Source organism: Pseudanabaena sp. SR411, from assembly GCF_002251945.1.
In the GTDB taxonomy this organism is placed as follows: domain Bacteria; phylum Cyanobacteriota; class Cyanobacteriia; order Pseudanabaenales; family Pseudanabaenaceae; genus Pseudanabaena.
Map to the genome: position 1 here is coordinate 1 of NZ_NDHW01000166.1, position 25,934 is coordinate 25,934.

The window sequence follows — 25,934 nt, forward strand, 5'->3', positions numbered from 1 at the left end:
TGATTGCTTCCAATCGATGCCTTAGGTACTCTTGTTGATGTCGATTGAACTGCTTCTGCCAATCTTCGTGATCTAACGGCTTGTTCAGAAGCGCTTCGTTTTGGTTCATTTTTTTACTGTCTTTTTATTTCATATTTTACCATGCCTTACAGCGGGAAGGGAGTAAGATACCAAATGGGTTCTATACCATAGCGACGAGCCTGTTCATTAACTTGAAAGCAAAGCTGTTTCGTTGGGCATAAAAAAACAATTCTCTCTTTCATTACTCTACGACGATACTCAGCAATAAGAAGCCCAATCAGAGTTTTTCCTGTCCCTGTTGGTAACTCAATTGCTAAATCTCTACTTTGAAGATGATATTGATAATATCCTTCCAGTACTCTGTCTTGATGAGCATATAAATATTTTACAGATGGATCACGAGCTAGATCCATGAACATTATTGCTATTGAATCTGGTTTTGATTCTTCAGATGTAGATGTGCGAAACTTTACCATTTAAACCTCGTAGAATAAATAACTGTTGAGCATTTTTGTTGCCTAAACTAACCTTTATGTATATCAGCCAGCAGATTTAGATAAATTAGTTCCTATAAATTTAACCTTGATAGCCTTTGAGGACTATTATCCAGAAATTTGCAGAAGTTAGAGTAATATCAAACCTAAAAAATATCACATCCACTGTTTTTAGGATAATACTTTTATGCCTTTTTTCTAAATTTTCTAAGGGTTAAAGACATTTAAACTTTACAGATCTAAAACTTGCTTTACACCGTCAATAATCGGCAAATATTCATTAAGACTTAAGCTGCCCAAATAGCCAATCACCCTCTGGATATCTACCGCCCTTAGTTGATCGCACAGAGCCACTGATTTCTGAGGTAGCCCCGCAGTTCCAGCTTGAATAATTGGATACAGTACAGAATTTTTCTTGACCCAGACACCAAACTGAGTAGTCAATGGAACTACAACTACCACAGGATAACGTACATCTCCCAAAGGTACACCAACAACTACAGCAGGTCTTTTTCCTTCCTGTTCATGTCCTTTAGGATTATGAGACGGCAAGTTAACAAAAACAACATCACCACATTTGAGAAGTTGGTTATTCAAACTATCTATCCTGCCTTGACCACTAAACCAATACCAGAAACATATTCCACAGGTTTCAGATTTGGTATACCCCCTTCACCCCAGTCATACTCAGGCAAATCACTAACCAAATCTGCCTCTAACCAAGATTGAGACTCCATATCATTGGTAGCAAAATTTTCTATTTTTGATAATTCAGTCGCCAAAAACTGAATAGCCCTAAGCTTATCAGAAGGGTTTAGTCTTTGGAGATTTGGCAATAACTCGGTGAAGGTCATAACCATAAACCTAGAATAACTAATCTCTTTATTTTACTTGCTTGCGATCGCGCTTTACCTTCACAGAAATTATTTCACCTAGATTATAAAGAGGCGAACGCCCTACTCACAAATCTGTAAAGAATCAGCTAGGAGCGATCGCTTTTCTAGTTAGTCAATCTTAAACGTCCACAGACTTAAATTCATTCATCTGTAGAGATTTTAGGGGCGATCGCCTCAGCATTTACCGCCACACCTTGATATTGCCTAAACCATCTCAAAGCCGCATTCGCCAACCGACTGCCAACCAACTGCCCCTCAAACCCAAAATCCGCCGACAGCAAACCCGTCGCCAACTGTTGCAAACCCGCATCCGTCAGCGACAACTTCGGCACTTTCTTATCCATCGTCAAAGCGATCGCCCCACGCTCAGCCAGATCATTCAAACTAACTTCATACACCGCCTTCTTCTCCTTACCCTTATAAGGACGCAAAAGCTCACTCCTCTTGACTAGCCCCTGACCATTCCCCAAACCCCACAAATTTAGGAGCAGACGTATCTCGTTATTAACTGTACTCATTTTTATTTATTAGGCTGCAAACCTGAACTATATATTTTAAAAGCAAAAAATCAAACCTAAAATTAAACCACCACACCCACTATTTTTAGGATAATGCTTTTGCGTCCCGTTTTCTAATTTTTTTAAGGCAAGTATCCTTGTCGATAGCGCGATCGCCCAAAATAAAGGTAGGATTTCCGATGGATTATTAACTACACCGCAACCGTCATGGATCACCCCAAAACCTTGGGCTACTCACAGCCAGCCGAATGGCAACCCCACACCGCCTGTTGGCTAGCCTTCCCCAGCCATCGCGACCTGTGGTTAGAATATCTCGATATCGTCCAAGCCGAATTTGTCGCCCTTGCCAAAGTGATCGCCACATCCGAAAAGCTAGAAATCCTAGTACTCGAAGAAACTGCGGCTCTAGCCAAAGAACTGCTCGGGGATTTACCCGTGCGCTTTCATCAGATTCCCTTTGGCGACATCTGGATGCGCGATATCACACCAATCTATGTCAAAAATACAGATGGAAAACTGGGGGCTTTGCGTTTTCAATGGAATGGTTGGGGTGGCAAATATCTGCTAGAACATGACGATCGCGTAGCTGCGAATATCCTCGCAACCCTTGACATACCTAAATTTGAATTTGACTGGGTACTCGAAGGCGGCGCGATCGAAGTTGACGGAGCAGGAACCTGTCTCACCACTAAGCAATGTCTACTCAATCCCAACCGTAATCCGCAGATGGATCAACAGGCGATCGAATTGGGATTAAAAAATGCTTTGGGCGTAGAAAAGGTACTGTGGATTGAAGAAGGGCTTCTCAATGACCATACCGACGGGCATATCGACACGATCGCACGTTTTATTGCTCCCCATACTGTCATGTGTATGCAACCAACCTCTGAGGACGATCCTAATTATCAAGTTCTCAACAATATTGCTGCTCAATTAGAAGCGATGACCGACGCTCAAGGGCATAAATTAAATGTAGTTAAAATCCCTTCACCAAGTCTCGTTCTCGATGACGAAGGCGAAATCATGCCCGCCAGTTATCTTAACTTCTATATCTCCAATGACAGCGTGATTATTCCCACCTATGGCGCACAGAATGATGCGTCAGCAGTGCAGGAAATCGCCAAGCAATTTCCCAACCGCAAAGCGATCGGGCTTTCAGCAAAGCATATTCTCTTAGGTGGTGGTGCATTCCACTGTATTACCTGTCATCAACCACAATAATAAAAGAGGGCAAAGCATTCCCAAATTGAACCGATCTGAAAATTGGAAAATTGCTGCGGGAAGGCTTTGCCCCTACCACATATATCTCATCTGTAATCGTAGGGGTTTAGCATTTGCGACACAATTTTCAAACTCTCCGCAGAAATCTTAATTGCAAATGCTAAACCCTCTTCTTTAGGAGCATAATTATGTCATGGATAGAATTGAACCTCGATACCACCAACGAAGCCGTTGATTGGATATGTACCTTACTCGCCAAAGCGATCGCTGCTGAAGATATGCACATCAGCGAATATCGCGATCGCCATCCTCAATGGACATTCACGATCCAAATGTACCTACTTGAGGATGCTCAAATCCATCAACGCATAGAGTCGATCGCTGACCTACTCAAGCCACTCCATCGCACAGGCATGACTAGTGAATTGCAAACCTTCATCGTTGATCAAAAGCCTCCTCAAATAGAACGGAATCCTGAAAATTATTTAATTAGGCGTATAGGCGATCGCTTTGTGGTTCTATCTGCTGACGCTGACTATCAAACTAGTAATTCCCAAGAGATTATTCTCCGCCTTCAAAATAGTCTCGCCTTTGGGAGTGGACTTCATCCCGCTACCATTCTTAGTTTGCAACTAATAGAACGCCTAATAGCAAACCATACTCAGCCATCTATTGAAGCTCTCGATCTTGGCTCAGGTTCAGGAATTCTTAGTGTAGCTCTAGCAAAGCTTGGTGCAACGGTTTTAGCAATTGATAATGATCGTATCGCCGTAGCCGCCACTCAGGACGCAGTAGAACGCAATCAAGTCTCGCAAAAGGTTACAGTCACATGCGCTAGCCTCGGCAGTGCTAGCCAGCTAGGGCATTGGATGGGTGGTGATAGCATTGAGTCTGTTCCTGAAATTCAGGCTAATGGACAATTCGAGCTGATTGTTGCGAATATTTTTGCGCGAGTTCACATTTCCCTTGCCGCCGAATTTTACAAGGCTCTACGCAATACTTCTACACATTCAGGAACCTTAATCACCGCAGGCTATACCAGCGATCGCGCCGAAGATGTAACTCAAGCCATGATTGAAGCAGGGTTTGAACTATGCGATCGCATTCACATGAACGAATGGATCGCGATCGCCTATCGTATTCGCGATAAAACTTTTTAATTCCTTCTTATCGGGCAGGGCTTTAATGATCGATTGATCGGTATTTAAGAATTATCTAGATCCTCTACTTACATTTTCCTACCGTGCCATCGGGCATCGTCGCGCCGCAAAAATTTGCACCTAGCAACACCGCACCCCGCAGATTTGCTCCTGTGAGATTTGCTCCCGATAGATTTGTCCGTTGTAAATTTGCGCCCACAAAATCTGCACCACGTAAGTCTGATTGATTGAGATCGGCATCCACTAACTGCGCTCCTCGTAACCTTGCTAAACGTAAATTCGCACCCGATAGATCGAAGCCCCTGAGATTACGATCTTCACCACCACGATTGACGATTTCCCAAACTACACGCCACTTGCGATCGAGAATTGTCTCCTCATTGATGATGCTTTCCCGTAAATTGGCAAGGCGGAGATTAGCTCCCTCTAGCTTTGTATCGGAAAGTTGCGCTCCTTTAAAGTCTGCTTCCGTGAGATTTGCCTTGGTTAAATCGGCATAGCGGAGATTGGCATCATTAAACTTGACCCGCACTAGATTACTGCGTCTGAGATTCGTGATAAATAGATAGGCTTGGGTGAAGTTCGCATCTTCTAAATTAACCCCTGCAAGGTTCGCTTTCTCAAAATTCCCACCCGACAAATCCGCTGCTACTAGAGTTTGACCATCAACGCGCTGATTGACAATTTTCCATACGAGAAACCATTTTGGATCAAAAAACGTATCACTATCGATTTTGCTCGATCGCAGATCGGTATGGAATAAATTTGCTCCCGCAAAAGTTGTTCCTTGTAAACTAGTTCCTTCCAGATTTGCTCTGGTCAGATTCACTTCACTAAAATTGGCGCGGCGAAGATTGGCGCGTTTGAGCCGAGAATTAGTAAGATCGGCTTTTTCCAAATCAGCTAGTCCCAAATTAGCGTTTTCAAAATTAGCACCATCGATTTTGGCGCTAATTAGTTTCGCAAATTGTAAATCCGCATTTTTTAGAGAAGCTTGATTGAGAATAGCGCGTTCGAGATTGGCATATTTGAAATTTGCTCTAAATAGATTTGCGCCTTCGAGTTTAGCTTCAAGCAAATTAGCATTTAAAAAATCGGCTCCCGACAACAGCGCAAACCGCAGATCTGCCCCCAGCATATTTGCGCGCATAAACTTTGCGCCATCTAACTTCGCCCCACGCATATCGGCTTTGCGAAGATCGGCATCCCGAATATTGGCATTAATCAAGTCGGCTCCTGCGAGTCTGGCATCGGGCAGGTCACATTCTGAACATTCTTTAGTTTTGATCAGTTGCTCAACATGACTTTGATTAGCAGCAAATACTGATGTCGCTGTCGTGATGACGAAGAGAGCAGAAATAGCGATCGCCTTTTTGACTATACCCATCCTTTTATCTCCGCATCCATCATTGGCTTTTCGAGTTTAATATACTCAATTTTGGCAGCTTGCAAGATATGTTTCATCTGTACAGCTTCATTGTGATCCGCCGCAATAAAAGCTGAGTTAAGGGCAATATTGCGAATATTACCACCCGCAACACTGAGTTTACCAAGTTTGAGATAGTCCAGATCCTGCGTCGGTGTTTTCTCAGGGAAAGCTCTACGCCAAATTTCAGTGCGTTGTTCCGCATCGGGAAAGGGAAACTGAATGACAAAGCGTAAGCGTCTTAAAAAAGCTTGATCGAGGGAATTTTTTAGATTAGTGGTGAGTACGGCTAAACCGCGATAAGCCTCCATTCTTTGTAACAGATAGCTAACCCCGACATTGGCATGGCGATCGTGACTGTCTTTAACTTCAGTGCGCTTGCCAAAGAGAGCATCCGCTTCATCAAAGAGCAGAATCACGCCGCCACCTTCCGCAGCATCAAAAATACGTTTGAGATTTTTCTCGGTTTCACCAATATATTTGTCAATTACCGAACTGAGATCAATGCGATAGACATCAAGCTGTAACTCATTGCCTAATACTTCCGCCGCCATGGTTTTCCCAGTGCCACTTGTACCAGCAAACAGAGCGCTAATCCCCAATCCGCGCCGACTTCTACCTGCAAATCCCCATTTTTCGTAGACAGTTAAGCGTTGGCGCACATGCGCTGCAATGTCACGCAGCACAAATTTTTCCTTAGATGGCAAAATCAGATCTTCCCAAGTCGCGGTTGTTTCCACACTTTGAGCAAGTTCATCAAGGCGGGGACGGGATTGAGCGCGGCAGGCATTCCAGAGGGTTTGATGGAAGGTATGGTTAGATTGCAGTTGGTGTGAGCTTTTGGCTTTGAGAGAAGCGTTGTAAATATGTGTGGGTGAGAGATTGAAATAAGAGACGAGTTCATGAATGTAACCATTGAGCGAATCTTTGGTATCGCTATCTAGATCACGGAGAGATTCTTCCCACAGTGTTTGCTGCTCATTGATGGAAGGCGATTGCACGTCAAAGGTAATGATTGTCCGTTGGTGTTGGCGACGACGGGTTTGACTACTAATGATCATCGGACATTGCAGAATCTCGATCAGATAGCCGATCGCCATATCTTGATTTTGATTAGGGGCTTCATCGCGATCGCAGTCTAATAATAGAGCCATATCATTCAGCGTATATTCGCGATCGCATAGCTGAGCAATGAGTTGAAGATTACTTAAATCATGGGGCAGTAAGCTAGCAGGTATTTTATAAAGGTTTAATCCCAAATCTAGACAAACATCAGTAGCGATCGCGATTTTGCTAGCCACATCTTCGCCACATAGTTGCAAAACTGGTAAGATCTCTGCCCCATCTACCTCCGAGGCCTTTAGCCAAGTGGCGATCGCCTGTTTCATGATTTGTTGATGGGATTCAATCTGGACAGAATTAGCAATTACAGGTTCTAACAGTTTGAGTAAGCGTTCATCAAGATGCTGATCTCCCATTAAATAATGCAAAATCCGTTCATTAATTCGCAAGGGACTAGATGTGAGCGCGTTCCCTGCCCCAATCTCTACTAAATGCCATCGACGTAAATTTGCGGCGGGGGAGAGGGCTGACCAGTCGGCATGATCTAGTAGGGACATCGCCAGACTAAAGGTGGGATAGGATTGCTTTGAGTCATTGACAACTTCGCCACAAAGCAATCCCCAGTTTGGATCAAATTCCATACCTGCACATAGCAGCAGCACATCTCTTTCAAACTCTGAAAGACTAAAATTTTCACATAGTCGTTGCAGATGACTATCAAATTGAGGGCTTTGGGGATTAGATGTAACTGAATCTTCTAAAATCTCACCTTTTGCTAATGCAATTTTTTGCTCTAAGGTTAAGCGAATTTTGGCGATCGCCGAAAACAGATCGCGTTGGCTGTGCTTTAGCCAATCGGCGGAGATGGTTGATATATTTGAAGATACGATCATGCTTCTTCAGTTACCGTTTTGATGATTTGCTCCAGATAGGTTTCCGCTTCGTTAACTGCTAGCAAAATCGCCTCTCCCTGTCGCAAAATTTCATATTTTCCACCGTGAAATCCATGCCCAGCAATTAAGCCCATTGATACAGCAAGGTTTCCCAATTCTGTGAGCTTATTGACACTCATAGTCTCCATTTCCAGATTTAGGCGTTGTCTAAGTTCATCTTCATTCATGGTAGTCATTACTCAGTTTGACGATAATACTGCTTGCAAGAAACTAATTTTTGATAGCGCGGCTTTGACACCCCTTCAAAAATTGGTTTCTTGGGTGGGAAAGACTGTTGTATCGATAGATTGATAGCAAATCACGATTTTCTGTATCATAATCCTATGGCAAATTATGACCTTGTTTAATTGTAAATGGTTGTATCATTTCTGCCTAACACCCCTATCAATTTGCAGCAATTCTCATTATAAAAATTGGTTTTGATGCAAGTTAGTCTTCGGCTGACTTGCATCAAAACCAATTTTAGGGTTTTTAGCGTCTAGGGTGCTGAAAACCCTAAAATTGGTTTCATAATTAGAATTGCCGATTAATTTGACAATTTGTCATTACTTAAACTTTTCAGAATGCATTGGGTTGTATTCTTAGTATAACCTTCGTCCTATTCATATAAAGATCCTGCACAAGATATGAGGAGTGAACCAACCATATTTGCCTCAAATGCCGATAACAGCGACACCGAGCAAAATGCAGGAATGGATATGATGGATATACTGACCCTATCCACGCGGCAACAGCAAATTATTAATTGGATTATGCGCCAACGCCAGTCCACGTTGGAGGCGATCGCGGCTTATATTGAAGCTGAACTAGAAGAGACACGTACTGAGGTTACAGACTTAATTAGCCAAGGCTTTGTTGAAGCCCGCCAGATGCAGGGTATTACCTACTACGAAATTGATTTTCGTCGTCAACAAAGTAACGAAACCTTAGAAGCAATGTCGTCGGTCTCATCGGCTATCCGACCGTTATCGATTATCCTCAACCCATCAGGGACAGTATCAATTACTACTGGCGAAAGTTTTGAGCTATGCGTCACAGTCACTAATCAAGGCGATCGCAGTGCTGTAATCAGTGTGGCGCTTGATCAAGACTCTAGCTCCATTTATCCTTGGTGTGCTTTTCCGTCGGAGAGCTTGGCGCTGAGTGTGGGGCAAAGCTGTGAGGTGGTATTCCTGATTCAAGTACCACCGACGACCTTTCCCGATGATTATAACTACACCTTAATTATTGATGCACCTCAGCATTATCCAGAACATACCCCAATCCAGTACAAGGGTAAGGTCATTGTTCTCCCTTCAATCCAAGAAGTAGTTAGAGTCAACGATCCTACCTTTGTCACCCTGCCGCGCACCTCCTCTGACAATCCCCATCCCTTGCGATCGGGTGAAATCTGGCAAGTTCTCATTTCCATTTCCAATCGTTCCGAACGAGTTGATCGCTTTCGGGTTACAGTTCCCGACCTCGATCCGAAATGGGTTTCAATTTACTATCCTGAAGGCTTAGCGCTCGTAGGTGTGGTCGAAGCCGCCGAAGGTTTACCTCTCAATCCTGATACCCAAGGACAAGTCACGATAATTTTCAAGCCTCCCTTGGATGTGTGGGCTGGGATTTATGCGCCGACAATTCGCGTTCATTCGGATAACAATCCCGACTTAACGTTATTAGATATTGCTTATTTTGAGATTCTGCCAACCTATCAACTAGATATTCAACTACTGACTTTGCTGACGAGGGTTATCAATCAGCCTTCTCTTTATGAAATGCGTTTTAAAAGTAATGGCAACATCGCTCGTGAATTAATCCTGAGAACGATTAGCCCTGAACAAGATGGATTGCTGCTCTATACCTTGACCCATGAAGAAATTAAAATCGCTCCCTATGGCACTGCAAGGATCAACCTTGAAATTGAAACGACGAAAAAATGTAAGCCCCGTTTTTTAAGCGATCGCTATCTAAACTTCATTATCGAAGTTGAAGATAAACAAGGCGCACTACTGCCCAATGATCGCTATCTCGGTAGTTTATTATTGCCAGCCCGTCCTTGGTGGCATTTTGTTTTACTGATCATTGGGATTTTGGGGCTAATTGGAGTAATTATCTTTTTGATTTGGTGGTTCTTCTTTCGACCACCCGATGTGCCGCAAGCGGTTGAGTTCACATCCGAGGCATCCACCTATCAAGAAGCATCTAATGAAGCGATTCGCCTACGTTGGCGGATCACTTATCCTGAGTTGTTACGTGAAATTAGGGTGGAGGGACTGTCCACCGATGAGAAACTCCTCAGTCAGCCTGTAGTTTATAACTTTAGTAAAGGAATTCCCCCAGAATTAAAAGAATATTGTGTAATTGATCGCGAGTTATTATGTCAAAACGTGCCAACTGATGCGCGTAAGCCTAGTCAGTATATTTTTCAGATGAATCTATCATCGAAAAATCCGAAAACTAGAACTATTCCACTGGTTAAAACCACTAAGATTTTAGTAGAGCCAGTTCCACAGGCTGAGATTTTGGAATTTGCCTCAACGAAACCTCTCTATACAGAATCCAAACCAGTTCTACCCACCATTGTCCCTGCCCCTGTCCAAACTGCGCCATTGGGAAGTGTACCTGCGGTTCCTGCACCAACCGCTCCTAAACCTGAAAATGTTGCAGCAACTCCTAATTTCACCGAGCCAAGTTCGATCACGATCGCTTTAGACAAACAGGTATTCTATACGGCGATTGGCATTTCTCAAGGCGCAGCCAAACCAAGAATAGTCAGACCTAAGCCCGATCTTGATAACGAAGTCCGACTCAACTGGAGCATATCTAACACCAGCCAAGTTAGGGAGTTAACCCTCGTAGGGCGATCGCCTGAAGGTGAAATCAAGAGTCCACCATTGCGGTTTGTACTCACTGAGGGCTTACCGCGATCGCTACGTCCTTACTGCACTATTTCCAATGATCAAATGATTTGCAAAAATGTGCCAACCGAAGCCAAGGCTTCAAGTAATTACATTTTTGAGTTAGCGATCGTTCCAAGCAAGCCACCTGTTGATCCCAAAGCAGTTCCTGTCACTAAAAAAACTGAGATTACCAAAATCGCGCCATATCCCGCCAAGATTCTCGAACTGAAAGTAAATGGACAAGATGCCTTACCGCAATATTCCTTCAATCTCAATCCCGATATTCCCACTATTCTCACGCTCTCTTGGAAAGTCGAAGCTTCGGCATCGGCAAAAATCGATCTACTTCCTGCCCCCGGAAATGTCGCTGCTGTCGGACAGTTAGCTTTGCCATTAAGTCCCAAGTCCGCAGAAGTAACCTATATCTTAAGAGTTACCAATCCTGATGGACAGATGATTATGCGCTCCTTCATTATCCAAACGATCGCGCCACCACCTGCCCCTAAACCTGAAGAAACTCCACCGATCGCTTTACCTCCCGATGTTCCTGAGATTGACTCTCCATTAATTCCAAATACATCTCCAAATCAGCGATCTGGCGGCACACTCACACCATCGGAGGTTCCGCCAAGCCAAAAATAAAATCATACTTCACCTATCTCCTTACAGAGAAGAACTAGAACCTAACCCCTAACCCCTCTCCTTGAAAAGGAGAGGGGAAAAGAAAAAACTACTGAAATTAATTAATTATGATCGTTGAAGAATTTGATTTTACGTTGCCCAAAGGATTAATTGATGCCAATGGAGAAGTACACAATCAGGGCAAGATGAAACTGTTGACCGCTCAAGATGAGATGATTGTGCAGGATCTGTCTAGACGGAATCCCGATACTGATCTTGTCTTTTTATTGTTGGTTCAAGCGATCGCTAAATTGGGTAATTTAAATAGAGTCACCGCCCAACAACTAGAGCAACTATTTTTGCCAGACTTTCTCTATTTACAAGATCTATTTGGAAGTTTGCAACAGCAGAACTTAAATACAGTGGGGGAGTTATAGGCTACCCCTCGGAACGGTTATACGAGGAGGTAGCCTTTATTGCTTTTTACTTCCATTGGTCAAGGGAGGATATTCTCAACCTCACCCATGCCGAACGCCTGCGCTGGGTGAATGAGATTATGCGCCTACGTTAATCACCCGACAAACGACAATCGCGATTATTCAGCTTACCGTCAGACATAATCGTGCGACAAAAAATACTTTTTTGAGCATTAATATCCTTTAATAAAGCCGCATTAAACTTGGCTCCCCGCAAGTCTGCACCTCGAAAATCCACATTCTCTAGGTCTGCATTAGTGAAGTTAGCCCAACGCAGATTTGCGTCCTGAAAATTGGCATCCTTTAAATAAGCGCCGATCAGATTTGCACCAATTAAGTTTGCCTTACGCAAATCGGCGGCGCGCATTTTAGCTAAGCTCAGATTTGCGCCATTAAGTTTAGCCTCCGAGAGATTAGCATTACTTAACTCACATTCTGGACAAGCTCTAGTTTCTAGCAATTGGCTAACAGGATCAGCGATCGCTGCTTGAGCTAATGAAAAACATAGCGGTAAGGCGATCGCGCCCAACAAAAAGTAATTACGTAACATTGCTAATCCTCAAAAAGCTGTTGGGAATAAAAATATTTGGAGAATATATAAAATCTTATTTTTAATTATGCTTCATTCTCAATCTTGGCGATCGCTTCTATTGTATCTTCTTGCTTTATGGGTACAATTGGAATCTATAGTTGATCTGACAAGTCACAGGTCGAAAAATCTTTTGACTATCGCACCTGTTAAAAACTGTTATATGATTCCTGAATCCGTTGCATTACATGTTTGAATCAGCAAAAATTATGGACAAGTATCAAAGACTTCTAGATAAGGGAACAAATGGCTGTAACTATGATCTTGATACTGCGGATATCATCCAGAAGCTTCAGGTTTGGGATGCCCAATATGGTATAGAACTATCTGAAGTGGATTCTGATCAATTAATAGTGACCTTTAGCAACTTACCTGATGATCTAACCGATCTTGCCCTAGATATTTACGAATTTTGTCCTGATACAATTGATCAAGGGTTTGGCTGTACCGATGACATGATCAATATGCTCCAAGAATCTCAGCAAGAGATTTCAGCAGAATTGCAGGAATTGATTGCAGGAATTGACTTTGACGATGAAAACTATGGTTTGGAAATTTTGAAGCGATCACTTATCTCGACCAAAGAATTATTTTTATGGTGGGATTAAAATAGTTACAGCCAAGAGAATAAAATCTAAATCAGAATGGAAAGACTAAATGGGTGTAGATCCTCAAACCGAGTACATTGACGCTTTGATTGATTTACATCGAGGGATTGAACGGAAAGGACCTGGCGACAATGCCTTCTCACTCAATATTTTGAGCAACCTCTCTACTTTACCTCCCCATCCGCAGATAGCCGATCTGGGATGCGGGAGTGGTGCTGGTGCGTTGCTACTTGCACAATATTATCAAAGCCCTGTTATGGCGGTAGATTTTGCATTAGTTTTTATTGATGAACTCAAGATTCGTGCGAAACAATGTGAACTGGAGCATCTGATCAAACCAATTCATGGTGACATGGCAAAGCTTGATTGGGCAGATGGTTCGATTGATTTACTTTGGTCTGAAGGGGCTGCTTATAATCTTGGGTTTGAGCAAGTTCTGACAATCTGGCGATCGCTGCTCACAAACACTGGCATTGCGGTTATATCGGAAATGAGTTGGTTTGCCGATCATGTGCCAGAACCTGCGGCTTTGTATTGGCAAAATGCCTATCCGATGATTGCTAATGAGGCTGAAAATAGCTATCGGGCGCATCGTTCTGGATTTAAGGTGATTTCTACGCATCGGCTGCCAAGTCGGGCTTGGTGGAAAAATTATTACGAACCACTGCGCGAACGGATGCGTCAGGTGGAAATTTCACCTGTCATGCAATTAGTTATCGATGAAATTGAAGAGGAGATGAACCTATTTGAGAGATTTAGCGACTTTTATGGATATACGTTCTATGTGCTGCAAGTACGACAGTGATTATATTTGTAGCACTCTGCCCTTAAAAAGGAATAATCCCACGAACATAATAACCCAAGAAAATACGGCTATTCTGTGGCGATCGCACTAACAATCTATCTTCTAAAGGCGATCTCTATTACCATGAGTCGTGATTTCTAGGCGATCGCTATTGCGTCTAAAAATAGACGAGGAATTAATATTTGAGTGCCATGATAGTACTTAATAGAGAGTAAATGATTGTCCAAAGAAATAAGGTAATCAGCTTTTGTTTCAAAAACAGCCGCCAAAAATTTATTGTCATCTGGGTCGATTTTGTCTAATCTAGTAGCTTCATAAGCACCAGAGATATGCAGAGCAATTTCACCAATCACGCTGACTAATTCTTCAATAGTTGCTTCAGGCACTCCAAGCTGTAATAGTTTCAATACGAGTTCTTGAAGTAGCTGGGGAGCCATAACCAGAGTAAACTTGCCTTGCTGCCAAGCTTGTAAAACTAGATACGGTGAGCTTACTTGAGATTTAGATAGTAGTGCAGAAACAAATACTGAAGTGTCAATAACAACTTTTAACATCTTGTTTACAAATTCTGCTCGGTTGTTGCAACACTTTCAGAAATTCTATTGCGAATAGATGCAAATTCTGCCCAGATTTCCGATGACGATCGCTTTGGCTTGGATAGCGCCGTATTTAATCCGTTTTGGATAATTGCTTCCGCCTTGCTTAACTGCTCAACATCATGAGTCAGTGGAAGTTCTAAAGAATACAAAAAACTAAGCACTTGCTCCAAATAAGACTCAGGGATGCGGTCAAGTTCTTGAATAATTTGTTCTTTAATAGTCATAGCTATAGGCGGTAGCACTAAATAAATTCTATATCATATTACTTGAACCTTTAGGAAATAGGAGATGATGGCGGGGAATACGACTGTGGCGATCGCTATTACTATGAGTCGTAATTTCTAGGCGATCACCGATCAATTGTATGTTTTGCTGTAGTGCGATCGCTGTTTGATTTTTGTAAAGTGGCGATCATGTTAATCTATAAAATATAACTTAAGGAATAAAGCTATGACTGCTGTAGTACAAGAGCTTCTAAACACCTTTGACAACCTAACGTACTCAGAAAGACTAGACTTATTGTCAGAAATTCTGAGGCGTACAGTTTATTTAGACTTTGAACCATTATCTGACGAAGTATTAACGCTCAATGCCGAGGATATCTTCCTAACACTAGATGAAGAAGAACTAGCTTATGAATAGTCCCCATCGTGGAGAAGTTTGGCTAGTCGATCTTGGCTATGTCGCCAAAGTCAGACCATGTTTAGTTGTTAGCATCCCAGCGCTAGATAGGGATCGAGCATTAGTAACCCTAGTTCCACATACAACAAGTTTGCGCGATTCCAGATTTGAAGTAAAAGTGAAAGCTAAATTTTTACGAGAAGGCGCTTTTGACGTACAAAATCTCATCACAATCCCTCATGCCAAACTTTTACGCAAACTGGGAGAGCTAACATCAGAGCAAATGGAAGACTTAGAAGATGTTTTACTAGTATGGTTGGGATTTGAGTCCGAAGAAGATGAAGACTAATAATGGAAAACTTTGAGAAAGGAGATCGCCTCAACATTCATCTCCATAAAGCCGATCGCTGTTACCATGAGTCGTGATTTTTAGGCGATAGCTTCAACAATCTATCTGTTAAAGGGTTTGATCATCCACTGTTCTCAAATATGATTTTTCTGTCGCTTATCTTGAAGATTTAATCTTATTAATAATTTGTAATATTTTTTTTGCACAGATATGAGCCTGCTCTTGGGTTTGGCACTCCGATGCCCGAATCCTTTCAATTTGTACACCTTCATGAGCAAGCATAGTTGTTCTATCATGTGCTTCTGCTGGTGTTTCTTGATGTACGGTATCACCATCTATCTCTACAACCAGCATAATGCCATTACTGATAATAACGAAATCTGGTTCAATTCTCTTGTATGATTGCCCGCCCCTAATAAAAACTGGTAGTGAGGCGAAAGATATTCCGAGTGCTTTGAGTGCTTTGTAAAAAAGCACTTCATTTTGAGAACGAAAAAGAAGTCCATCCTCATTTTTTGATGGTATGTTATTAGACCTAACGCGACCTTGATTATTTACGCCTTTACCAGTTATCCAATTATTCGCTTTCTCACGCCATCCCTCATCAGCCCTTAAAAGAGGACTAATACTAACCCAACCTAATTCATCTGTTGGATAAGGCTTGAGAAGATCACTTGCTTTGTTAAGAATTCTATTTTCATATTCACTAATTTTATTAGAGATTTGTGAGTGAAGCCAGCTAGGAATTTGTAGATACAGATTATAAACATCTACTTCCCAATTCTGTTTTTGCCACTGGAGATCATACTCAGCATTTGCAAGGATTGCTACCTCTCGTGCTAAACCTTCTGATGCAAACTGTCTTGCTGTTGTTGCAAGGAGAGCTTCAATATCATCGGTAAGATTGCGATTTGATTTACTTGTCATTAGGAAAAAGTATTATCGTACTAAATAATTTAGCATTCATTAAGGTGTCAATGCTAAATGCTTTTTCTATCTACCTAGAAAATGTATTATCTCAAAAAATGTCATAGGACATTTATGGCATTGGTCAGTTAATTAGGGATTGGTGCTGAAACGACCATTTAATGACGATAAAAAGGACGAAATTCGTCGATCACGCTTTAACTGACCAGTGCCCAAAATGTAAATTCCAAGAAATCACTATTACCATGAGTCGTGATTTCTAAGCGATCGCCCAGACCCTCAAATTATTTCCACCCTTTTCAGAAGTTTATGAAAATGCTTGAGAAGTTTTAAAACCACCACTCAAGTTATAAGTCTTAAATCCATTTAAACGCAGAATCCGCGTGGCGTAATAGGCTCTCTGTCCGACCTGACAATAAACCCAAATCTCCTGCTCTGGATTTAGCTCATTTAAGCGATCGCGCAACTGCGGTAACGGAATATTCACGGCTCCGAGGCTATGCCCTGCCTCAAACTCATCAACACCGCGAACATCAAGGAGTAATCTCCCATCAAGATCCGAGAGTTGTTCCCAATGAACTAAGGGAGCATCATCTCTAAGGAAATTTGCCGCAATCATCCCTGCCATATTTACAGGATCTTTTGCCGAACCATACTGGGGCGCATAGCATAATTCCGCTTCTTCAAGATCGAATACGGTTCCACCCATTTGCATGGCGATCGCGATCGCATCAATGCGTTTTTCTACACCTTCTTCTCCTACCGCCTGCGCTCCCAAAATCCGCCCATCCTGCTTTGAAAATAGAAGTTTTAAATCAATCGGTTTCGCGTTGGGATAATATCCAGCATGGTGGATTGGATGGAGATAAACCTTTTCGTATTCCCAGCCTAATCGTTTCAGGGTTTTCTCATTGACTCCCATAGATGCGATTGTCAGTCCGAATGCACCGCAAACTGAAGTTCCTTGTACGCCTCGGAAAGTACTATCGCGATGGCAAATTACATCTGCCGCAATCCGTCCCTGACGATTTGCAGGCCCCGCTAAGGGAATTAATATCCATTCACCCGTCACAAAGTCTTTCACCTCAACAGCATCTCCCACCGCCCAGATGTGGCGATCGCTAGTCTGCATCTGCTCATTGACCCGAATCCCACCGCGATCGCCAATTTCTAAACCTGCGGCTTTTGCCAATGCTGTCTCTGGACGTACACCGATGCCCAGAATAACGATATCAGCAGCATGAATCGCTCCCGATTTTGTGGTGACAGATAGACCGTCATTATTGCGTTCAAATTTGCTAACGCTATCGCCTAACACCAAATTGACGTGATGAGATCGCATTTTTTCCTGTACCGCAACCACCATTTCGGGATCGAGGGGAGACATTACCTGTGATTGCGATTCAATCAGAGTTACTTCAACACCTCGATTAACCAGATTTTCAGCCATCTCCAAACCAATGAATCCTCCTCCGACTATCACTGCGCGTTTTACATGATGGTCGTCAATCCACGCCCGAATCTGACGACTATCAGGGATCGTTCTCACCACAAAGATTCCCTTTAAATCGATCCCTGCCAATGGCGGACGGATCGGAGCCGCTCCAATCGCTAAGACTAGCGCATCATAGGATTCTTGATAGACCACACCTGTTTGGTGGTTTTTAACCGTAATCTGCATCGCCTCGCGATCGATTGCCATGACTTCGTTCTCTAATCGCACATCAATGTTGAAGCGATCTCGAAACAAGTCAACATTCGCCACCAGTAGCTTTTTCTCATCGGTAATCACATCGCCGATATAGTAGGGTAATCCGCAGTTAGCAAAGGATACGAACGAACCTTGCTCAAAAACAATAATTTCTGCTGTCTCTGATAAACGCCGCGCCCGCGCTCCACAGGAGGCTCCCCCCGCATTGCCACCGATAATCAAAATCCGTTTGCGGTCTGTAGACATAGTTCTATTTTCTTGATTGAGCAAAAGCTGTGGGGACAAGGTGCTAGATGAGCAAAAGTAAACATCTAGGAGTCCTACTCTAGCCTAAGTAGCATCTACCTGAATAATTCGGATTTTGTAGGGGGGCTGCGCCCCCGTGCCAGTACTAGATTTTGCGATCTAAGGAATTCCTTCCACCTAACATCAATAATTTACTAACGAAACAATCGGTACTTCAGGTAATGCTTTTCTGCCATTGAGAAAATCTAGCTCAATTAAAAATCCATACCCAATCAATTCTGCTCCAGCTTGTTTAATTAGTTTGGCTGTAGCAGCCGCAGTGCCACCTGTAGCGATCACATCATCAATGATAATTACTCTCTCACCTACAGCAAGAGCATCTTGATGCATCTCTAAGGTGTCAGTTCCATATTCCAAAGAATATTCAACCCGAAATACTGCCGAAGGTAATTTTTTGGGTTTACGGACTGGTACAAAACTACAACCTAAAGCCATAGCAAGCGCTGCGCCAAGGATAAATCCTCTCGACTCAATCCCGATAATGCAATCGATCTCTCCAATATTCAATTCGGCAAATTTTGTTTTAAAGTCTTGGATGATTGCTGTTAAACCATCATGATGAGCTAATAAGGGCGTAATATCTCGGAAAATGATACCTTGCTGTGGAAAATCAGGAATATCGCGAATAATGCTTTTAAAGTCCATAGAAGATTTGACCATCGTTGATCGCTAGAGAGCTTCACAATTTTATCTGTATCCGCGATCGCATGGAACATAACAATATTGCGGTTTTATAACCTATACCTAAGTAGAGGTGGCTCTTTATGTATTAAATGAGAGATAGTGCAAAGTGCCATCTCTCATTTTTTATTGAAATTTTGATGTGCATCAAAAAATATGCATGTATACTGTATACAAAATATATGGATTTGTTGCGATGTATGGCTTAAAAGCGATTGTCATCGGTGCGGGTATTGGTGGACTCACCACGGGCATCGCCTTGCGACAAGCTGGGTATGAAGTGGAAATCTACGATCGGGTAAGGGATCTGCGTCCGATTGGTTCAGGGATCTCGCTTTGGTCAAATGGAGTCAAAGTCCTCAATCGCCTTGGTTTAGGTCAACAGCTAGGGGCGATCGGCGGGCAAATGCATTACATGGAATACCGTCACCTTTCGGGAAATGTCCTCAATCATATTTCATTGCAACCGTTAGTCGAAGAAGTTGGGCAACGTCCCTATCCTGTAGCAAGGCGAGATTTACAAAATGTGCTGCTAGAAGCCTTTGAATCTCTAGGTGGTAAGTTAACTCTTGACGCTAAATGTATCGGAATTCTCGATGGCTTTCGTGATGTCACAGCCAAGTTTGAAGATGGTAGTACTGCTACAGGGGATCTACTGGTAGCAGCCGACGGAGTACGTTCTCTCCTCCGTCAGTATATTCTCAATGAATCTGTCGAACCTAAATACGCTGGCTATGTCAATTGGAATGGACTAGTGCCAATTAGTACAGATCTTGCAGCAGCGGATACTTGGTCAATTTATGTGGGGGAACATAAACGTGCTTCGATGATGCCTTTATCAGGCGATCGCTTCTATTTCTTTTTTGATGTACCTTTACCCAAAGGAACCGTTAATGATGTTGCTAACTATAGAGATGAATTAAAACAACATTTCCAAGGTTGGGCAAAACCAGTGCAGTTACTCATTGATCGCCTTGATCCTGAATCCATCGCTCGTGTAGAGATTCATGATGTGGGTCCGATCGCCAAGATGGTCAAAGGTCGAGTAGCTTTACTGGGTGATGCAGCTCATGCGACTTGTCCCGATCTCGGTCAGGGTGGATGCCAAGCGATCGAAGATGGATGGGTGTTAGCCAATTATTTGTCCTCCACCAATGTGAGTGTTCCCGATGCGCTGAGGCGATACGAAGCAGAACGTAAGGTTCGCACCACAGAAATCGTCAACAAAGCGCGAAATCGTGCGGAAACCATTCACGGCAAAGAGCCTGAAGTTACCCAAAAGTGGTATGACCAACTTGCTCAAGAAAATCCCTTGGATGTAACTAAGGCGATCGCCAAAATTATTAGCGGAGGACCCTTACATTGAGTAATTCAAGCTATCCGATCGCGATGCTCAATCAAATGAGCCAATCAGAATTTACCGAAGCGATCGGTTCAATCTTTGAACATACCCCAGAAATAGCCGCCGAAGCATGGCGATCGCGTCCTTTTGATGATGTCCAAAATTTGCATCAAATCATGGCAGCGATCGTTTTGAAAATGAGTGATGCTGAGAAATTAAAGTTAATTTGCGCTCACCCCGATCTGGGCAGTAAGTTCAAAATGGCGGAAGCATCGGTAAAGGAGCAATCTACTGTCGGACTTGATCAACTCTCCGCCGCAGAATACGATCGCTTTCAAAATCTTAATCAAGACTACAAAGAGAAGTTCTCATTCCCTTTTATTATTGCTGTTCGCAACAATACCAAAGACAGTATTCTTGCAGCTTTTGAGCAAAGACTTCAGAACAATCTGGAAGTAGAAAAACAACAAGCGATTAAAGAAATTATTGAAATTGCTAGATGGCGTTTAGTTTTGGCGGTTAGCAGCTAATCAATTACGAATTACGAATTATCCATCACTAATATATAACCATGACATATCCAAGAGACATGATTGGCTACGGGAGATTTGTTCCCGATGCGAAATGGCAAGATAACGCCCGTGTTGCTGTCCAATTTGTGATTAATTATGAAGAAGGTGGCGAAACCTGTATCCTGCATGGAGACAGTGCATCAGAAACCTTTCTGTCAGAAATTGTGGGTGCTGTTCCTTTTAATGGGTTGCGCCATATGAATATGGAATCTTGCTATGAATATGGTAGTCGCGCAGGATTTTGGCGCTTATATCGCATGTTCTGCGATCGCAATATTCCTGTAACTATTTACGGTATTGCCATGGCTCTCGCTCGTAATCCTGAAGCTGTCGCCGCCATGCTGGAGGCAGATTGGGAAATTGCTAGTCATGGCTATCGTTGGATTGATTACAAATATTTTTCGCCTGAACAAGAGCGCGAACATTTACAAAAGGCGATCGCTATTCATACACAAGTAACAGGAGAACGCCCCCTCGGTTGGTATACGGGACGCACTAGTGAGCATACACGTCGTTTAGTTGTTGAAGAAGGGGGATTTCTCTATGATTCCGATAGCTATGCCGATGACCTTCCCTATTGGAATTATGAATATGGCAAGCCCCATTTAGTCATTCCCTATACCCTCGACAATAACGATATGCGTTTTGCTACACCCCAAGGCTTTAATTCAGGGGATCAGTTCTTTGCCTATTTGCGTGATGCCTTTGATGTTCTCTACGCTGAAGGCGACGCATCACCAAAAATGATGAGCATCGGTTTGCATTGCCGATTAGTCGGACGACCAGGGAGAGCGGCAGCACTGGCGAAATTTTTGGACTATGTGCAGAGTCGCGATCGCGTTTGGATTTGTCGTCGTATTGACATTGCCCATCATTGGCACAAGCATCATAAACCAGCATAAGGAACGGCGACACGAAACCCTATCTCAAATAAAAAACAATGAAAGTAGATGTATATAAGCTTCCTCAAAATAGTCCTGATGATCTCACGGCTCTAGAGGCGGCGATCGCTTCAGGCAAAATTAATCCCCAGCAAATTGTGGCGATTATGGGAAAGACCGAAGGAAATGGCTGTGTTAATGACTTCACACGCGGCTTTGCGGTGCAAACTTTAAAGAACTACCTTGCGAATTTTGTGGGTCAGGAAAAATCTGCGGCGATCGTCTATGTCATGTCTGGGGGAACTGAGGGAGCCTTAAGCCCCCATTTGACAATTTTTACCAGTCAACCTTCATCGCCAGACATACCAACCCGTATGGCTTTAACCTTGGGAGTGATTCATACCCGTGATTTTACCCCTGCGGAAATTGGCTCGTTAACCATGGTCAAAGAAGTTGCCCTAGCCGTAAATCAAGCGATCTCTGCTGCGGGAATTGCCAAAGATGATGTGCATTTTGTCCAGATTAAATGTCCATTGGTCACCAGTCGCGATCGCTTACTCGATGAAGATCACGATGCAAAATCAGTCAGTAAATCGATAACTAGCTATCAGTCAATGGGTTATTCTCGTGGAGCCTCAGCGCTAGGCGTAGCAGTGGCTTTAGGTGAAGTTCAACTAGAAGATCTCACAGCCGCCGATATTTGCCAAAATTATGCTTTATATTCCGCAGTTGCTTCCACATCCGCAGGGGTAGAGTTACGAAACTGTGAGATTTTGGTATTAGGGAATGCGCCAACATCCACTAGCAATTTTGTGATTGGTCATAGTGTGATGCAACATGCCCTAGATGCTCAAGCCGTGATCAAGGCGATCGCCTCCACAGGGCAAACAAGCGATCGGATCGTAAATATATTCGCAAAAGCTGAAGCTGATCCATCGGGAGAGCTTTTGGGCAGAAGACACACAATGATGGATGACTCCGACATCAACCATACGCGCATGGCAAGGGCTGTGGTTGGCGCAGTAGTAGCTTCTATCGTGCAAGATCCGATGGTTTATGTCTCAGGAGGTGCGGAACATCAAGGACCTTCAGGTGGGGGGCCAGTTGCCGCGATCGCTCGCATAGATTAAAGAAAGGGTTCGCTTTGCGAACCCTTTTCTTAATCTATGCATTTTTATAAGCAGCCCATCCACCAAGATGAGAGATATCTTTCCAATTAAACTTCTCAATTAGTTCTTGAGGATAGAGAAAAGCGGTTAAAACCTCTCCATCTTCTAAATAAACATCCGCAGGGTACATATTTGGCGGTTCATTACTAGCAAGGTAGTCAAATTCATCAGCTTGCATCTCATAGACTTCTCCAGGGATTGAGATCCCACCTGTTTCTACTTCATAAATCGCAGGATGCCAGCCGTCGCCAGCCGAATGAAGTCGATAGCGAGTTTGGGTGTTTGCTGGACGGATAAACTTTGCGCCTTGCAAATTCCCATGATCAGGCTGTCCGCGTAGAGCCGAACCACAAATAAATACTCGTCTTGTCCCGTTGGATGCTGTCATAAATAGAGCTGATGAATTTGTAGATTAATTTTGGTCCTAAATGATTTGAGAGAGTTCGCCCCGTCGGGGCGAACTCTCTCAAATCATTTGGGCTTGCTATACAAGTCTAGTGTATACAGTATACGCTTGTGAAGTAGAATATTTTAATAAGTGGCGCTTCGCGCCACTTATTAAAATAGTGATTTGTGAAATTATGTCTGGGAAACTTTCAACTCACGTCCTTGATACAGTGCATGGATGTCCCGCCAGAAATATGGAGATTGAACTATGGGCGATCGCTAGCATTGGTCAAAAACAATTAGTCAAAACTTTATATACCAACAATGATGGTAGAACAGATGAACTTTTGTTAAATGAAAATGAGATTAAAGTTGGTATATACGAAATTTGTTTTTACGTTAGCGACTACTTTAAAGGCTATGCTCTATCTCTACCTCAGCCTAGTTTTTTGACAGTTGTTCCTGTGCGATTTGGTATTGCTGATGCAAGCGATCGCTACCATGTGCCTCTGCTAGTTTCACCTTGGGCTTACAGCACTTATCGCGGTAGTTAGTTCTTTGGTGGAGCGGCGAAGCTACCCCTACAAAAATTTGAGCTTTGTTAACAGGCAAATTCTTTGTAATCTGTAATACAGAAAGCGATCGCAAATCTAAAGTTTAATCGCAGTAATTTGGATACTGTATACAGTATCCAAATTACTGCGATTTTCCGTTTCGTCGCTCATGTAATTGGTTTGAGGAGTTATGTCAAAGGCTTTCAATAGTTCGCTTTCATGTCTAGCGATGTTTGTCGCGCTATCTAGTTTGTACGATGCTCCCGTTAAGGCTGCACCGCAAACTTTAGATGATTTACCTAAGGATTCATCAGCCAATTTATCGACAGCTAATTTACCAGTAAATATCTCACCAGAGAATACCACATCGATTAGCAACTTAATCGATCGCCAAGAGAATGCTGTCAGTCTTCAACCCAGTTTGTCCACGGGTTCACCAGTCAGTAATTTAGAAGTGGATAAACTAGCGGAAACTACAGATGTTTCTCAAGTAACATCTGTTTCGCAGTTGTCTGATGTGCGTCCAACTGATTGGGCTTTTACAGCGCTGCAATCTTTAGTAGAGCGTTATGGATGTATTGCAGGTTATCCAGACAGCACTTTTCGAGGTGGTAAAGCTCTAGCAAGATACGAGTTTGCGGCTGGGCTAAATGCATGTTTGGATAAAATCAATGAAATCATTTCCGCAGGACTAGCCGATAAGGTTTCTAAGGAAGATCTTGCTACTTTACAGAAGCTTCAAGAAGAATTTGCTGCCGAATTGGCGACTCTACGTGGTCGCGTAGATGCACTTGATGCCAAGACGGCTAAACTCGAAGCACAACAGTTCTCAACCACAACTAAGCTCAGCGGGCTTGCTTTCTTTAACCTCACTGGAGCGACTGCATCTGCACCTGTCAGAGCTGAGCGTAGTCTTGCGGCTCCTGGCAGTGCTTTTGCCGCACCTTCTCGCGTTGGTGGTGTGCCAACTACAGTTAATAGAAGTAATCCTAACCTTACATTTGGCTACTATCTGTTCTTAAATCTGACAACATCTTTCACAGGTAAAGATGCCTTGGTTACCCAACTGGTAACTGGGAATGGCAACTCTCCAGCCAATAATTTTGTATCTGCTGGCTATACCAACTCTTGGGGAACGCCATTTCTTGATCAGACAGGTGTACCGAGTGCCAATGTATTTAATATCCGTGAGTTGTTTTATAGTTTCCCAGTTTCCAGTAACGTCAATGTCGCGATCGGTCCTCGTTTAAATTTCTATCGCTATTTTGATGGTAACCGTTTTACTAACTTCTTGACAGGGGCAACTAGTTTTAACTCCAATGGAAGTACCCTCTCGAACTCCGTCGATCGCGGTTCGGGTGCAGTCGTAACTTGGACAATCAATCCACAGTTTAGATTTACAGCAGCCTATCTTGGAGAAAACACAGAGTTCCTCAATCCTGCTGTTCCTAATTTCAATACTTCTAGTAATCCCAACCAAGGGCTATTTGGTGGAACCAATACTATAAGTGCTGAGTTAGTTTATTCACCAAGCCGTGATGCTAACATTCGCCTTTTATACACCCACTCGAATATCAAAACCAATGGTGGTTTTATCAATGGTGCAACGGCTGAGCCTTTACCCTATGGGTTTGCTGATGACGGTCAAGGTGGTGCGATTAATAATGCTACCGCAGATTCATTTGTCTTGAACTTTGATTGGTTGGTTACTAAAGGCTTTGGTGTCTTTGGTCGCTACTCCTATGGTAGTACCAATATTTCGCCGATCAATCCTGCGGTACAAGGCGGTAGCGTTAATGTTAATGCATTCCAATTTGGTTTAGCTTTCCCAGATCTATTTAAGGAAAGTGCGCTGGCAGTGCTTTCTTTTGTTGTGCCTCATAGCTACAGCAGTGGACGTAATTTCTTGCTATCTGGTGGTGGAGATGGCGCTACTCAATACGATTTAGAGCTTTCTTACTATTATCCAATTAGCAAAAATATTGCGATTGTCCCTGCGTTCTATGCAATTTTCAATCCCAATAGTTTCTCAACTAACCCAACTGTATTTGTAGGTAATCTACGCACTCAGTTTAGTTTCTAACATCAAAACCTGTGGCA

The 25,934-nt window shown here is 43.0% G+C and carries 29 protein-coding genes; 15 read left to right on the plus strand and 14 right to left on the minus strand.

Going from position 1 to position 25,934, the window contains the following annotated elements; translation table 11 throughout:
* Nucleotides 1-146 precede the first annotated feature (146 nt).
* The 4 genes from B9G53_RS16920 to B9G53_RS16935 all read right to left on the minus strand — a co-directional run bounded on the left by B9G53_RS16920 (nt 147) and on the right by B9G53_RS16935 (nt 1,929).
* A complete protein-coding gene (locus B9G53_RS16920; RefSeq protein ID WP_217901612.1) occupies nt 147-497 on the minus strand; it encodes a DEAD/DEAH box helicase in 351 nt (116 codons plus the stop codon).
* Between the two features lie 249 nt (nt 498-746).
* Nucleotides 747-1,112: a type II toxin-antitoxin system PemK/MazF family toxin gene (locus B9G53_RS16925; RefSeq protein WP_094534360.1), complete on the minus strand. Its 366-nt coding sequence runs from the start codon at nt 1,110-1,112 to the stop codon at nt 747-749.
* 5 nt (nt 1,113-1,117) lie between these two features.
* Nucleotides 1,118-1,369 carry a hypothetical protein gene (locus B9G53_RS16930; RefSeq protein ID WP_094534362.1) on the minus strand — a complete coding sequence of 84 codons (252 nt, stop codon included), beginning with the start codon at nt 1,367-1,369 and terminating at the stop codon, nt 1,118-1,120.
* Nucleotides 1,370-1,551: 182 nt separating this feature from the next.
* Entirely contained in the window at nt 1,552-1,929 is a 378-nt protein-coding gene (locus B9G53_RS16935) for a hypothetical protein (RefSeq protein WP_094534364.1), read from the minus strand.
* 207 nt (nt 1,930-2,136) lie between these two features.
* Between B9G53_RS16935 and B9G53_RS16940 the strand changes: the two genes are divergently transcribed.
* Together B9G53_RS16940 and B9G53_RS16945 are read left to right on the plus strand one after the other, a co-directional pair.
* Entirely contained in the window at nt 2,137-3,150 is a 1,014-nt protein-coding gene (locus B9G53_RS16940) for an agmatine deiminase family protein (RefSeq protein ID WP_094534366.1), read from the plus strand.
* A 188-nt stretch (nt 3,151-3,338) separates the two neighbouring features.
* Entirely contained in the window at nt 3,339-4,310 is a 972-nt protein-coding gene (locus B9G53_RS16945) for a 50S ribosomal protein L11 methyltransferase (RefSeq protein ID WP_094534368.1), read from the plus strand.
* A 64-nt stretch (nt 4,311-4,374) separates the two neighbouring features.
* On the opposite strand, the gene B9G53_RS16950 is transcribed toward B9G53_RS16945, so the two are convergent.
* The 3 genes from B9G53_RS16950 to B9G53_RS16960 are packed head-to-tail and all read right to left on the minus strand — an operon-like array spanning nt 4,375 to nt 7,927.
* Entirely contained in the window at nt 4,375-5,697 is a 1,323-nt protein-coding gene (locus B9G53_RS16950; protein WP_094534370.1) for a pentapeptide repeat-containing protein, read from the minus strand.
* On the minus strand, nt 5,688-7,691 hold the full coding sequence (locus tag B9G53_RS16955) for an ATP-binding protein (protein WP_094534372.1): 2,004 nt from the start codon (nt 7,689-7,691) through the stop codon (nt 5,688-5,690). The genes B9G53_RS16950 and B9G53_RS16955 overlap by 10 nt, the downstream gene beginning before the upstream one ends.
* On the minus strand, nt 7,688-7,927 hold the full coding sequence (locus B9G53_RS16960) for a hypothetical protein (protein WP_254923696.1): 240 nt from the start codon (nt 7,925-7,927) through the stop codon (nt 7,688-7,690). Before B9G53_RS16960 ends, B9G53_RS16955 begins: the two co-directional genes overlap by 4 nt.
* 450 nt (nt 7,928-8,377) lie before the next feature.
* Here B9G53_RS16960 and B9G53_RS16965 point away from each other — a divergent pair, with 450 nt between their 5' ends.
* The 3 genes from B9G53_RS16965 (at nt 8,378) to B9G53_RS29115 (ending at nt 11,828) form a co-directional block, all read left to right on the plus strand.
* A complete protein-coding gene (locus tag B9G53_RS16965) occupies nt 8,378-11,278 on the plus strand; it encodes a hypothetical protein (RefSeq protein ID WP_094534376.1) in 2,901 nt (966 codons plus the stop codon).
* Between the two features lie 107 nt (nt 11,279-11,385).
* On the plus strand, nt 11,386-11,694 hold the full coding sequence (locus tag B9G53_RS16970; RefSeq protein WP_094534378.1) for a phage tail assembly protein: 309 nt from the start codon (nt 11,386-11,388) through the stop codon (nt 11,692-11,694).
* Nucleotides 11,691-11,828, plus strand: coding sequence for a DUF6760 family protein (locus tag B9G53_RS29115; protein ID WP_369683004.1), 138 nt, complete (start codon nt 11,691-11,693; stop codon nt 11,826-11,828). Before B9G53_RS16970 ends, B9G53_RS29115 begins: the two co-directional genes overlap by 4 nt.
* On the opposite strand, the gene B9G53_RS16975 is transcribed toward B9G53_RS29115, so the two are convergent.
* Entirely contained in the window at nt 11,825-12,283 is a 459-nt protein-coding gene (locus B9G53_RS16975) for a pentapeptide repeat-containing protein (protein ID WP_094534380.1), read from the minus strand. The two genes, B9G53_RS29115 and B9G53_RS16975, sit on opposite strands and share 4 nt — an antisense overlap.
* 248 nt (nt 12,284-12,531) lie before the next feature.
* Here B9G53_RS16975 and B9G53_RS16980 point away from each other — a divergent pair, with 248 nt between their 5' ends.
* Together B9G53_RS16980 and B9G53_RS16985 are read left to right on the plus strand one after the other, a co-directional pair.
* Nucleotides 12,532-12,930 carry a DUF4253 domain-containing protein gene (locus tag B9G53_RS16980; protein WP_094534382.1) on the plus strand — a complete coding sequence of 133 codons (399 nt, stop codon included), beginning with the start codon at nt 12,532-12,534 and terminating at the stop codon, nt 12,928-12,930.
* A gap of 49 nt (nt 12,931-12,979) precedes the next feature.
* Entirely contained in the window at nt 12,980-13,735 is a 756-nt protein-coding gene (locus tag B9G53_RS16985; RefSeq protein ID WP_094534384.1) for a class I SAM-dependent methyltransferase, read from the plus strand.
* A gap of 137 nt (nt 13,736-13,872) precedes the next feature.
* Here B9G53_RS16985 and B9G53_RS16990 read toward each other — a convergent pair whose 3' ends face one another.
* Both B9G53_RS16990 and B9G53_RS16995 read right to left on the minus strand, forming a co-directional pair.
* Entirely contained in the window at nt 13,873-14,289 is a 417-nt protein-coding gene (locus tag B9G53_RS16990; protein WP_094534386.1) for a putative toxin-antitoxin system toxin component, PIN family, read from the minus strand.
* A gap of 5 nt (nt 14,290-14,294) precedes the next feature.
* Entirely contained in the window at nt 14,295-14,558 is a 264-nt protein-coding gene (locus tag B9G53_RS16995) for a hypothetical protein (protein WP_094534388.1), read from the minus strand.
* A 226-nt stretch (nt 14,559-14,784) separates the two neighbouring features.
* Between B9G53_RS16995 and B9G53_RS17000 the strand changes: the two genes are divergently transcribed.
* Both B9G53_RS17000 and B9G53_RS17005 read left to right on the plus strand, forming a co-directional pair.
* On the plus strand, nt 14,785-14,976 hold the full coding sequence (locus B9G53_RS17000; RefSeq protein ID WP_094534390.1) for a hypothetical protein: 192 nt from the start codon (nt 14,785-14,787) through the stop codon (nt 14,974-14,976).
* A complete protein-coding gene (locus B9G53_RS17005) occupies nt 14,969-15,304 on the plus strand; it encodes a type II toxin-antitoxin system PemK/MazF family toxin (protein ID WP_094534392.1) in 336 nt (111 codons plus the stop codon). Before B9G53_RS17000 ends, B9G53_RS17005 begins: the two co-directional genes overlap by 8 nt.
* Before the next feature lie 156 nt (nt 15,305-15,460).
* Here B9G53_RS17005 and B9G53_RS17010 read toward each other — a convergent pair whose 3' ends face one another.
* The 3 genes from B9G53_RS17010 to B9G53_RS17020 all read right to left on the minus strand — a co-directional run bounded on the left by B9G53_RS17010 (nt 15,461) and on the right by B9G53_RS17020 (nt 18,908).
* Nucleotides 15,461-16,231 carry a hypothetical protein gene (locus B9G53_RS17010; protein ID WP_094534394.1) on the minus strand — a complete coding sequence of 257 codons (771 nt, stop codon included), beginning with the start codon at nt 16,229-16,231 and terminating at the stop codon, nt 15,461-15,463.
* A gap of 307 nt (nt 16,232-16,538) precedes the next feature.
* The gene (locus B9G53_RS17015) at nt 16,539-18,188 is read right to left on the minus strand and encodes an FAD-dependent oxidoreductase (protein ID WP_094534396.1); all 1,650 of its coding nucleotides are present in this window, start codon (nt 18,186-18,188) and stop codon (nt 16,539-16,541) included.
* A 183-nt stretch (nt 18,189-18,371) separates the two neighbouring features.
* On the minus strand, nt 18,372-18,908 hold the full coding sequence (locus tag B9G53_RS17020; protein ID WP_254923697.1) for an adenine phosphoribosyltransferase: 537 nt from the start codon (nt 18,906-18,908) through the stop codon (nt 18,372-18,374).
* A 217-nt stretch (nt 18,909-19,125) separates the two neighbouring features.
* Between B9G53_RS17020 and hpxO the strand changes: the two genes are divergently transcribed.
* Genes hpxO through B9G53_RS17040 form a run of 4 tightly spaced genes read left to right on the plus strand, consistent with a single transcriptional unit; the run spans nt 19,126 to nt 22,854 of the window.
* Nucleotides 19,126-20,295, plus strand: coding sequence for an FAD-dependent urate hydroxylase HpxO (gene hpxO, locus B9G53_RS17025; RefSeq protein ID WP_094534398.1), 1,170 nt, complete (start codon nt 19,126-19,128; stop codon nt 20,293-20,295).
* A 35-nt stretch (nt 20,296-20,330) separates the two neighbouring features.
* Entirely contained in the window at nt 20,331-20,801 is a 471-nt protein-coding gene (uraD, locus tag B9G53_RS17030; RefSeq protein ID WP_094534436.1) for a 2-oxo-4-hydroxy-4-carboxy-5-ureidoimidazoline decarboxylase, read from the plus strand.
* A 35-nt stretch (nt 20,802-20,836) separates the two neighbouring features.
* A complete protein-coding gene (puuE, locus tag B9G53_RS17035) occupies nt 20,837-21,745 on the plus strand; it encodes an allantoinase PuuE (RefSeq protein WP_094534400.1) in 909 nt (302 codons plus the stop codon).
* Between the two features lie 38 nt (nt 21,746-21,783).
* Complete coding sequence (locus B9G53_RS17040; protein WP_094534402.1) at nt 21,784-22,854, plus strand: ring-opening amidohydrolase; 1,071 nt, start codon at nt 21,784-21,786, stop codon at nt 22,852-22,854.
* 34 nt (nt 22,855-22,888) lie between these two features.
* Here the strand turns inward: B9G53_RS17040 and B9G53_RS17045 are convergent, their stop codons facing one another.
* A complete protein-coding gene (locus B9G53_RS17045; protein WP_094534404.1) occupies nt 22,889-23,281 on the minus strand; it encodes a gamma-glutamylcyclotransferase in 393 nt (130 codons plus the stop codon).
* Nucleotides 23,282-23,474: 193 nt separating this feature from the next.
* Here B9G53_RS17045 and uraH point away from each other — a divergent pair, with 193 nt between their 5' ends.
* Together uraH and B9G53_RS17055 are read left to right on the plus strand one after the other, a co-directional pair.
* The gene (gene uraH / locus B9G53_RS17050) at nt 23,475-23,834 is read left to right on the plus strand and encodes a hydroxyisourate hydrolase (RefSeq protein ID WP_094534406.1); all 360 of its coding nucleotides are present in this window, start codon (nt 23,475-23,477) and stop codon (nt 23,832-23,834) included.
* A 190-nt stretch (nt 23,835-24,024) separates the two neighbouring features.
* Entirely contained in the window at nt 24,025-25,917 is a 1,893-nt protein-coding gene (locus B9G53_RS17055; RefSeq protein WP_254923699.1) for an iron uptake porin, read from the plus strand.
* The last annotated feature ends 17 nt before the right edge of the window (nt 25,918-25,934 follow it).

Bases quoted from the DNA above. Each gene is read 5' to 3' on its own strand.
- B9G53_RS16920 (WP_217901612.1), bottom strand. From the start codon at position 497: ATGGTAAAGTTTCGCACATCTACATCTGAAGAATCAAAACCAGATTCA.
- B9G53_RS16930 (WP_094534362.1), bottom strand. From the start codon at position 1,369: ATGACCTTCACCGAGTTATTGCCAAATCTCCAAAGACTAAACCCTTCT.
- B9G53_RS16935 (WP_094534364.1), bottom strand. From the start codon at position 1,929: ATGAGTACAGTTAATAACGAGATACGTCTGCTCCTAAATTTGTGGGGT.
- B9G53_RS16940 (WP_094534366.1), top strand. From the start codon at position 2,137: ATGGATCACCCCAAAACCTTGGGCTACTCACAGCCAGCCGAATGGCAA.
- B9G53_RS16945 (WP_094534368.1), top strand. From the start codon at position 3,339: ATGTCATGGATAGAATTGAACCTCGATACCACCAACGAAGCCGTTGAT.
- B9G53_RS16950 (WP_094534370.1), bottom strand. From the start codon at position 5,697: ATGGGTATAGTCAAAAAGGCGATCGCTATTTCTGCTCTCTTCGTCATC.
- B9G53_RS16955 (WP_094534372.1), bottom strand. From the start codon at position 7,691: ATGATCGTATCTTCAAATATATCAACCATCTCCGCCGATTGGCTAAAG.
- B9G53_RS16960 (WP_254923696.1), bottom strand. From the start codon at position 7,927: ATGACTACCATGAATGAAGATGAACTTAGACAACGCCTAAATCTGGAA.
- B9G53_RS16965 (WP_094534376.1), top strand. From the start codon at position 8,378: ATGAGGAGTGAACCAACCATATTTGCCTCAAATGCCGATAACAGCGAC.
- B9G53_RS16970 (WP_094534378.1), top strand. From the start codon at position 11,386: ATGATCGTTGAAGAATTTGATTTTACGTTGCCCAAAGGATTAATTGAT.
- B9G53_RS16975 (WP_094534380.1), bottom strand. From the start codon at position 12,283: ATGTTACGTAATTACTTTTTGTTGGGCGCGATCGCCTTACCGCTATGT.
- B9G53_RS16980 (WP_094534382.1), top strand. From the start codon at position 12,532: ATGGACAAGTATCAAAGACTTCTAGATAAGGGAACAAATGGCTGTAAC.
- B9G53_RS16985 (WP_094534384.1), top strand. From the start codon at position 12,980: ATGGGTGTAGATCCTCAAACCGAGTACATTGACGCTTTGATTGATTTA.
- B9G53_RS16990 (WP_094534386.1), bottom strand. From the start codon at position 14,289: ATGTTAAAAGTTGTTATTGACACTTCAGTATTTGTTTCTGCACTACTA.
- B9G53_RS16995 (WP_094534388.1), bottom strand. From the start codon at position 14,558: ATGACTATTAAAGAACAAATTATTCAAGAACTTGACCGCATCCCTGAG.
- B9G53_RS17000 (WP_094534390.1), top strand. From the start codon at position 14,785: ATGACTGCTGTAGTACAAGAGCTTCTAAACACCTTTGACAACCTAACG.
- B9G53_RS17005 (WP_094534392.1), top strand. From the start codon at position 14,969: ATGAATAGTCCCCATCGTGGAGAAGTTTGGCTAGTCGATCTTGGCTAT.
- B9G53_RS17010 (WP_094534394.1), bottom strand. From the start codon at position 16,231: ATGACAAGTAAATCAAATCGCAATCTTACCGATGATATTGAAGCTCTC.
- B9G53_RS17015 (WP_094534396.1), bottom strand. From the start codon at position 18,188: ATGTCTACAGACCGCAAACGGATTTTGATTATCGGTGGCAATGCGGGG.
- B9G53_RS17020 (WP_254923697.1), bottom strand. From the start codon at position 18,908: ATGGTCAAATCTTCTATGGACTTTAAAAGCATTATTCGCGATATTCCT.
- hpxO (WP_094534398.1), top strand. From the start codon at position 19,126: ATGTATGGCTTAAAAGCGATTGTCATCGGTGCGGGTATTGGTGGACTC.
- uraD (WP_094534436.1), top strand. From the start codon at position 20,331: ATGAGCCAATCAGAATTTACCGAAGCGATCGGTTCAATCTTTGAACAT.
- B9G53_RS17040 (WP_094534402.1), top strand. From the start codon at position 21,784: ATGAAAGTAGATGTATATAAGCTTCCTCAAAATAGTCCTGATGATCTC.
- B9G53_RS17045 (WP_094534404.1), bottom strand. From the start codon at position 23,281: ATGACAGCATCCAACGGGACAAGACGAGTATTTATTTGTGGTTCGGCT.
- uraH (WP_094534406.1), top strand. From the start codon at position 23,475: ATGTCTGGGAAACTTTCAACTCACGTCCTTGATACAGTGCATGGATGT.
- B9G53_RS17055 (WP_254923699.1), top strand. From the start codon at position 24,025: ATGTCAAAGGCTTTCAATAGTTCGCTTTCATGTCTAGCGATGTTTGTC.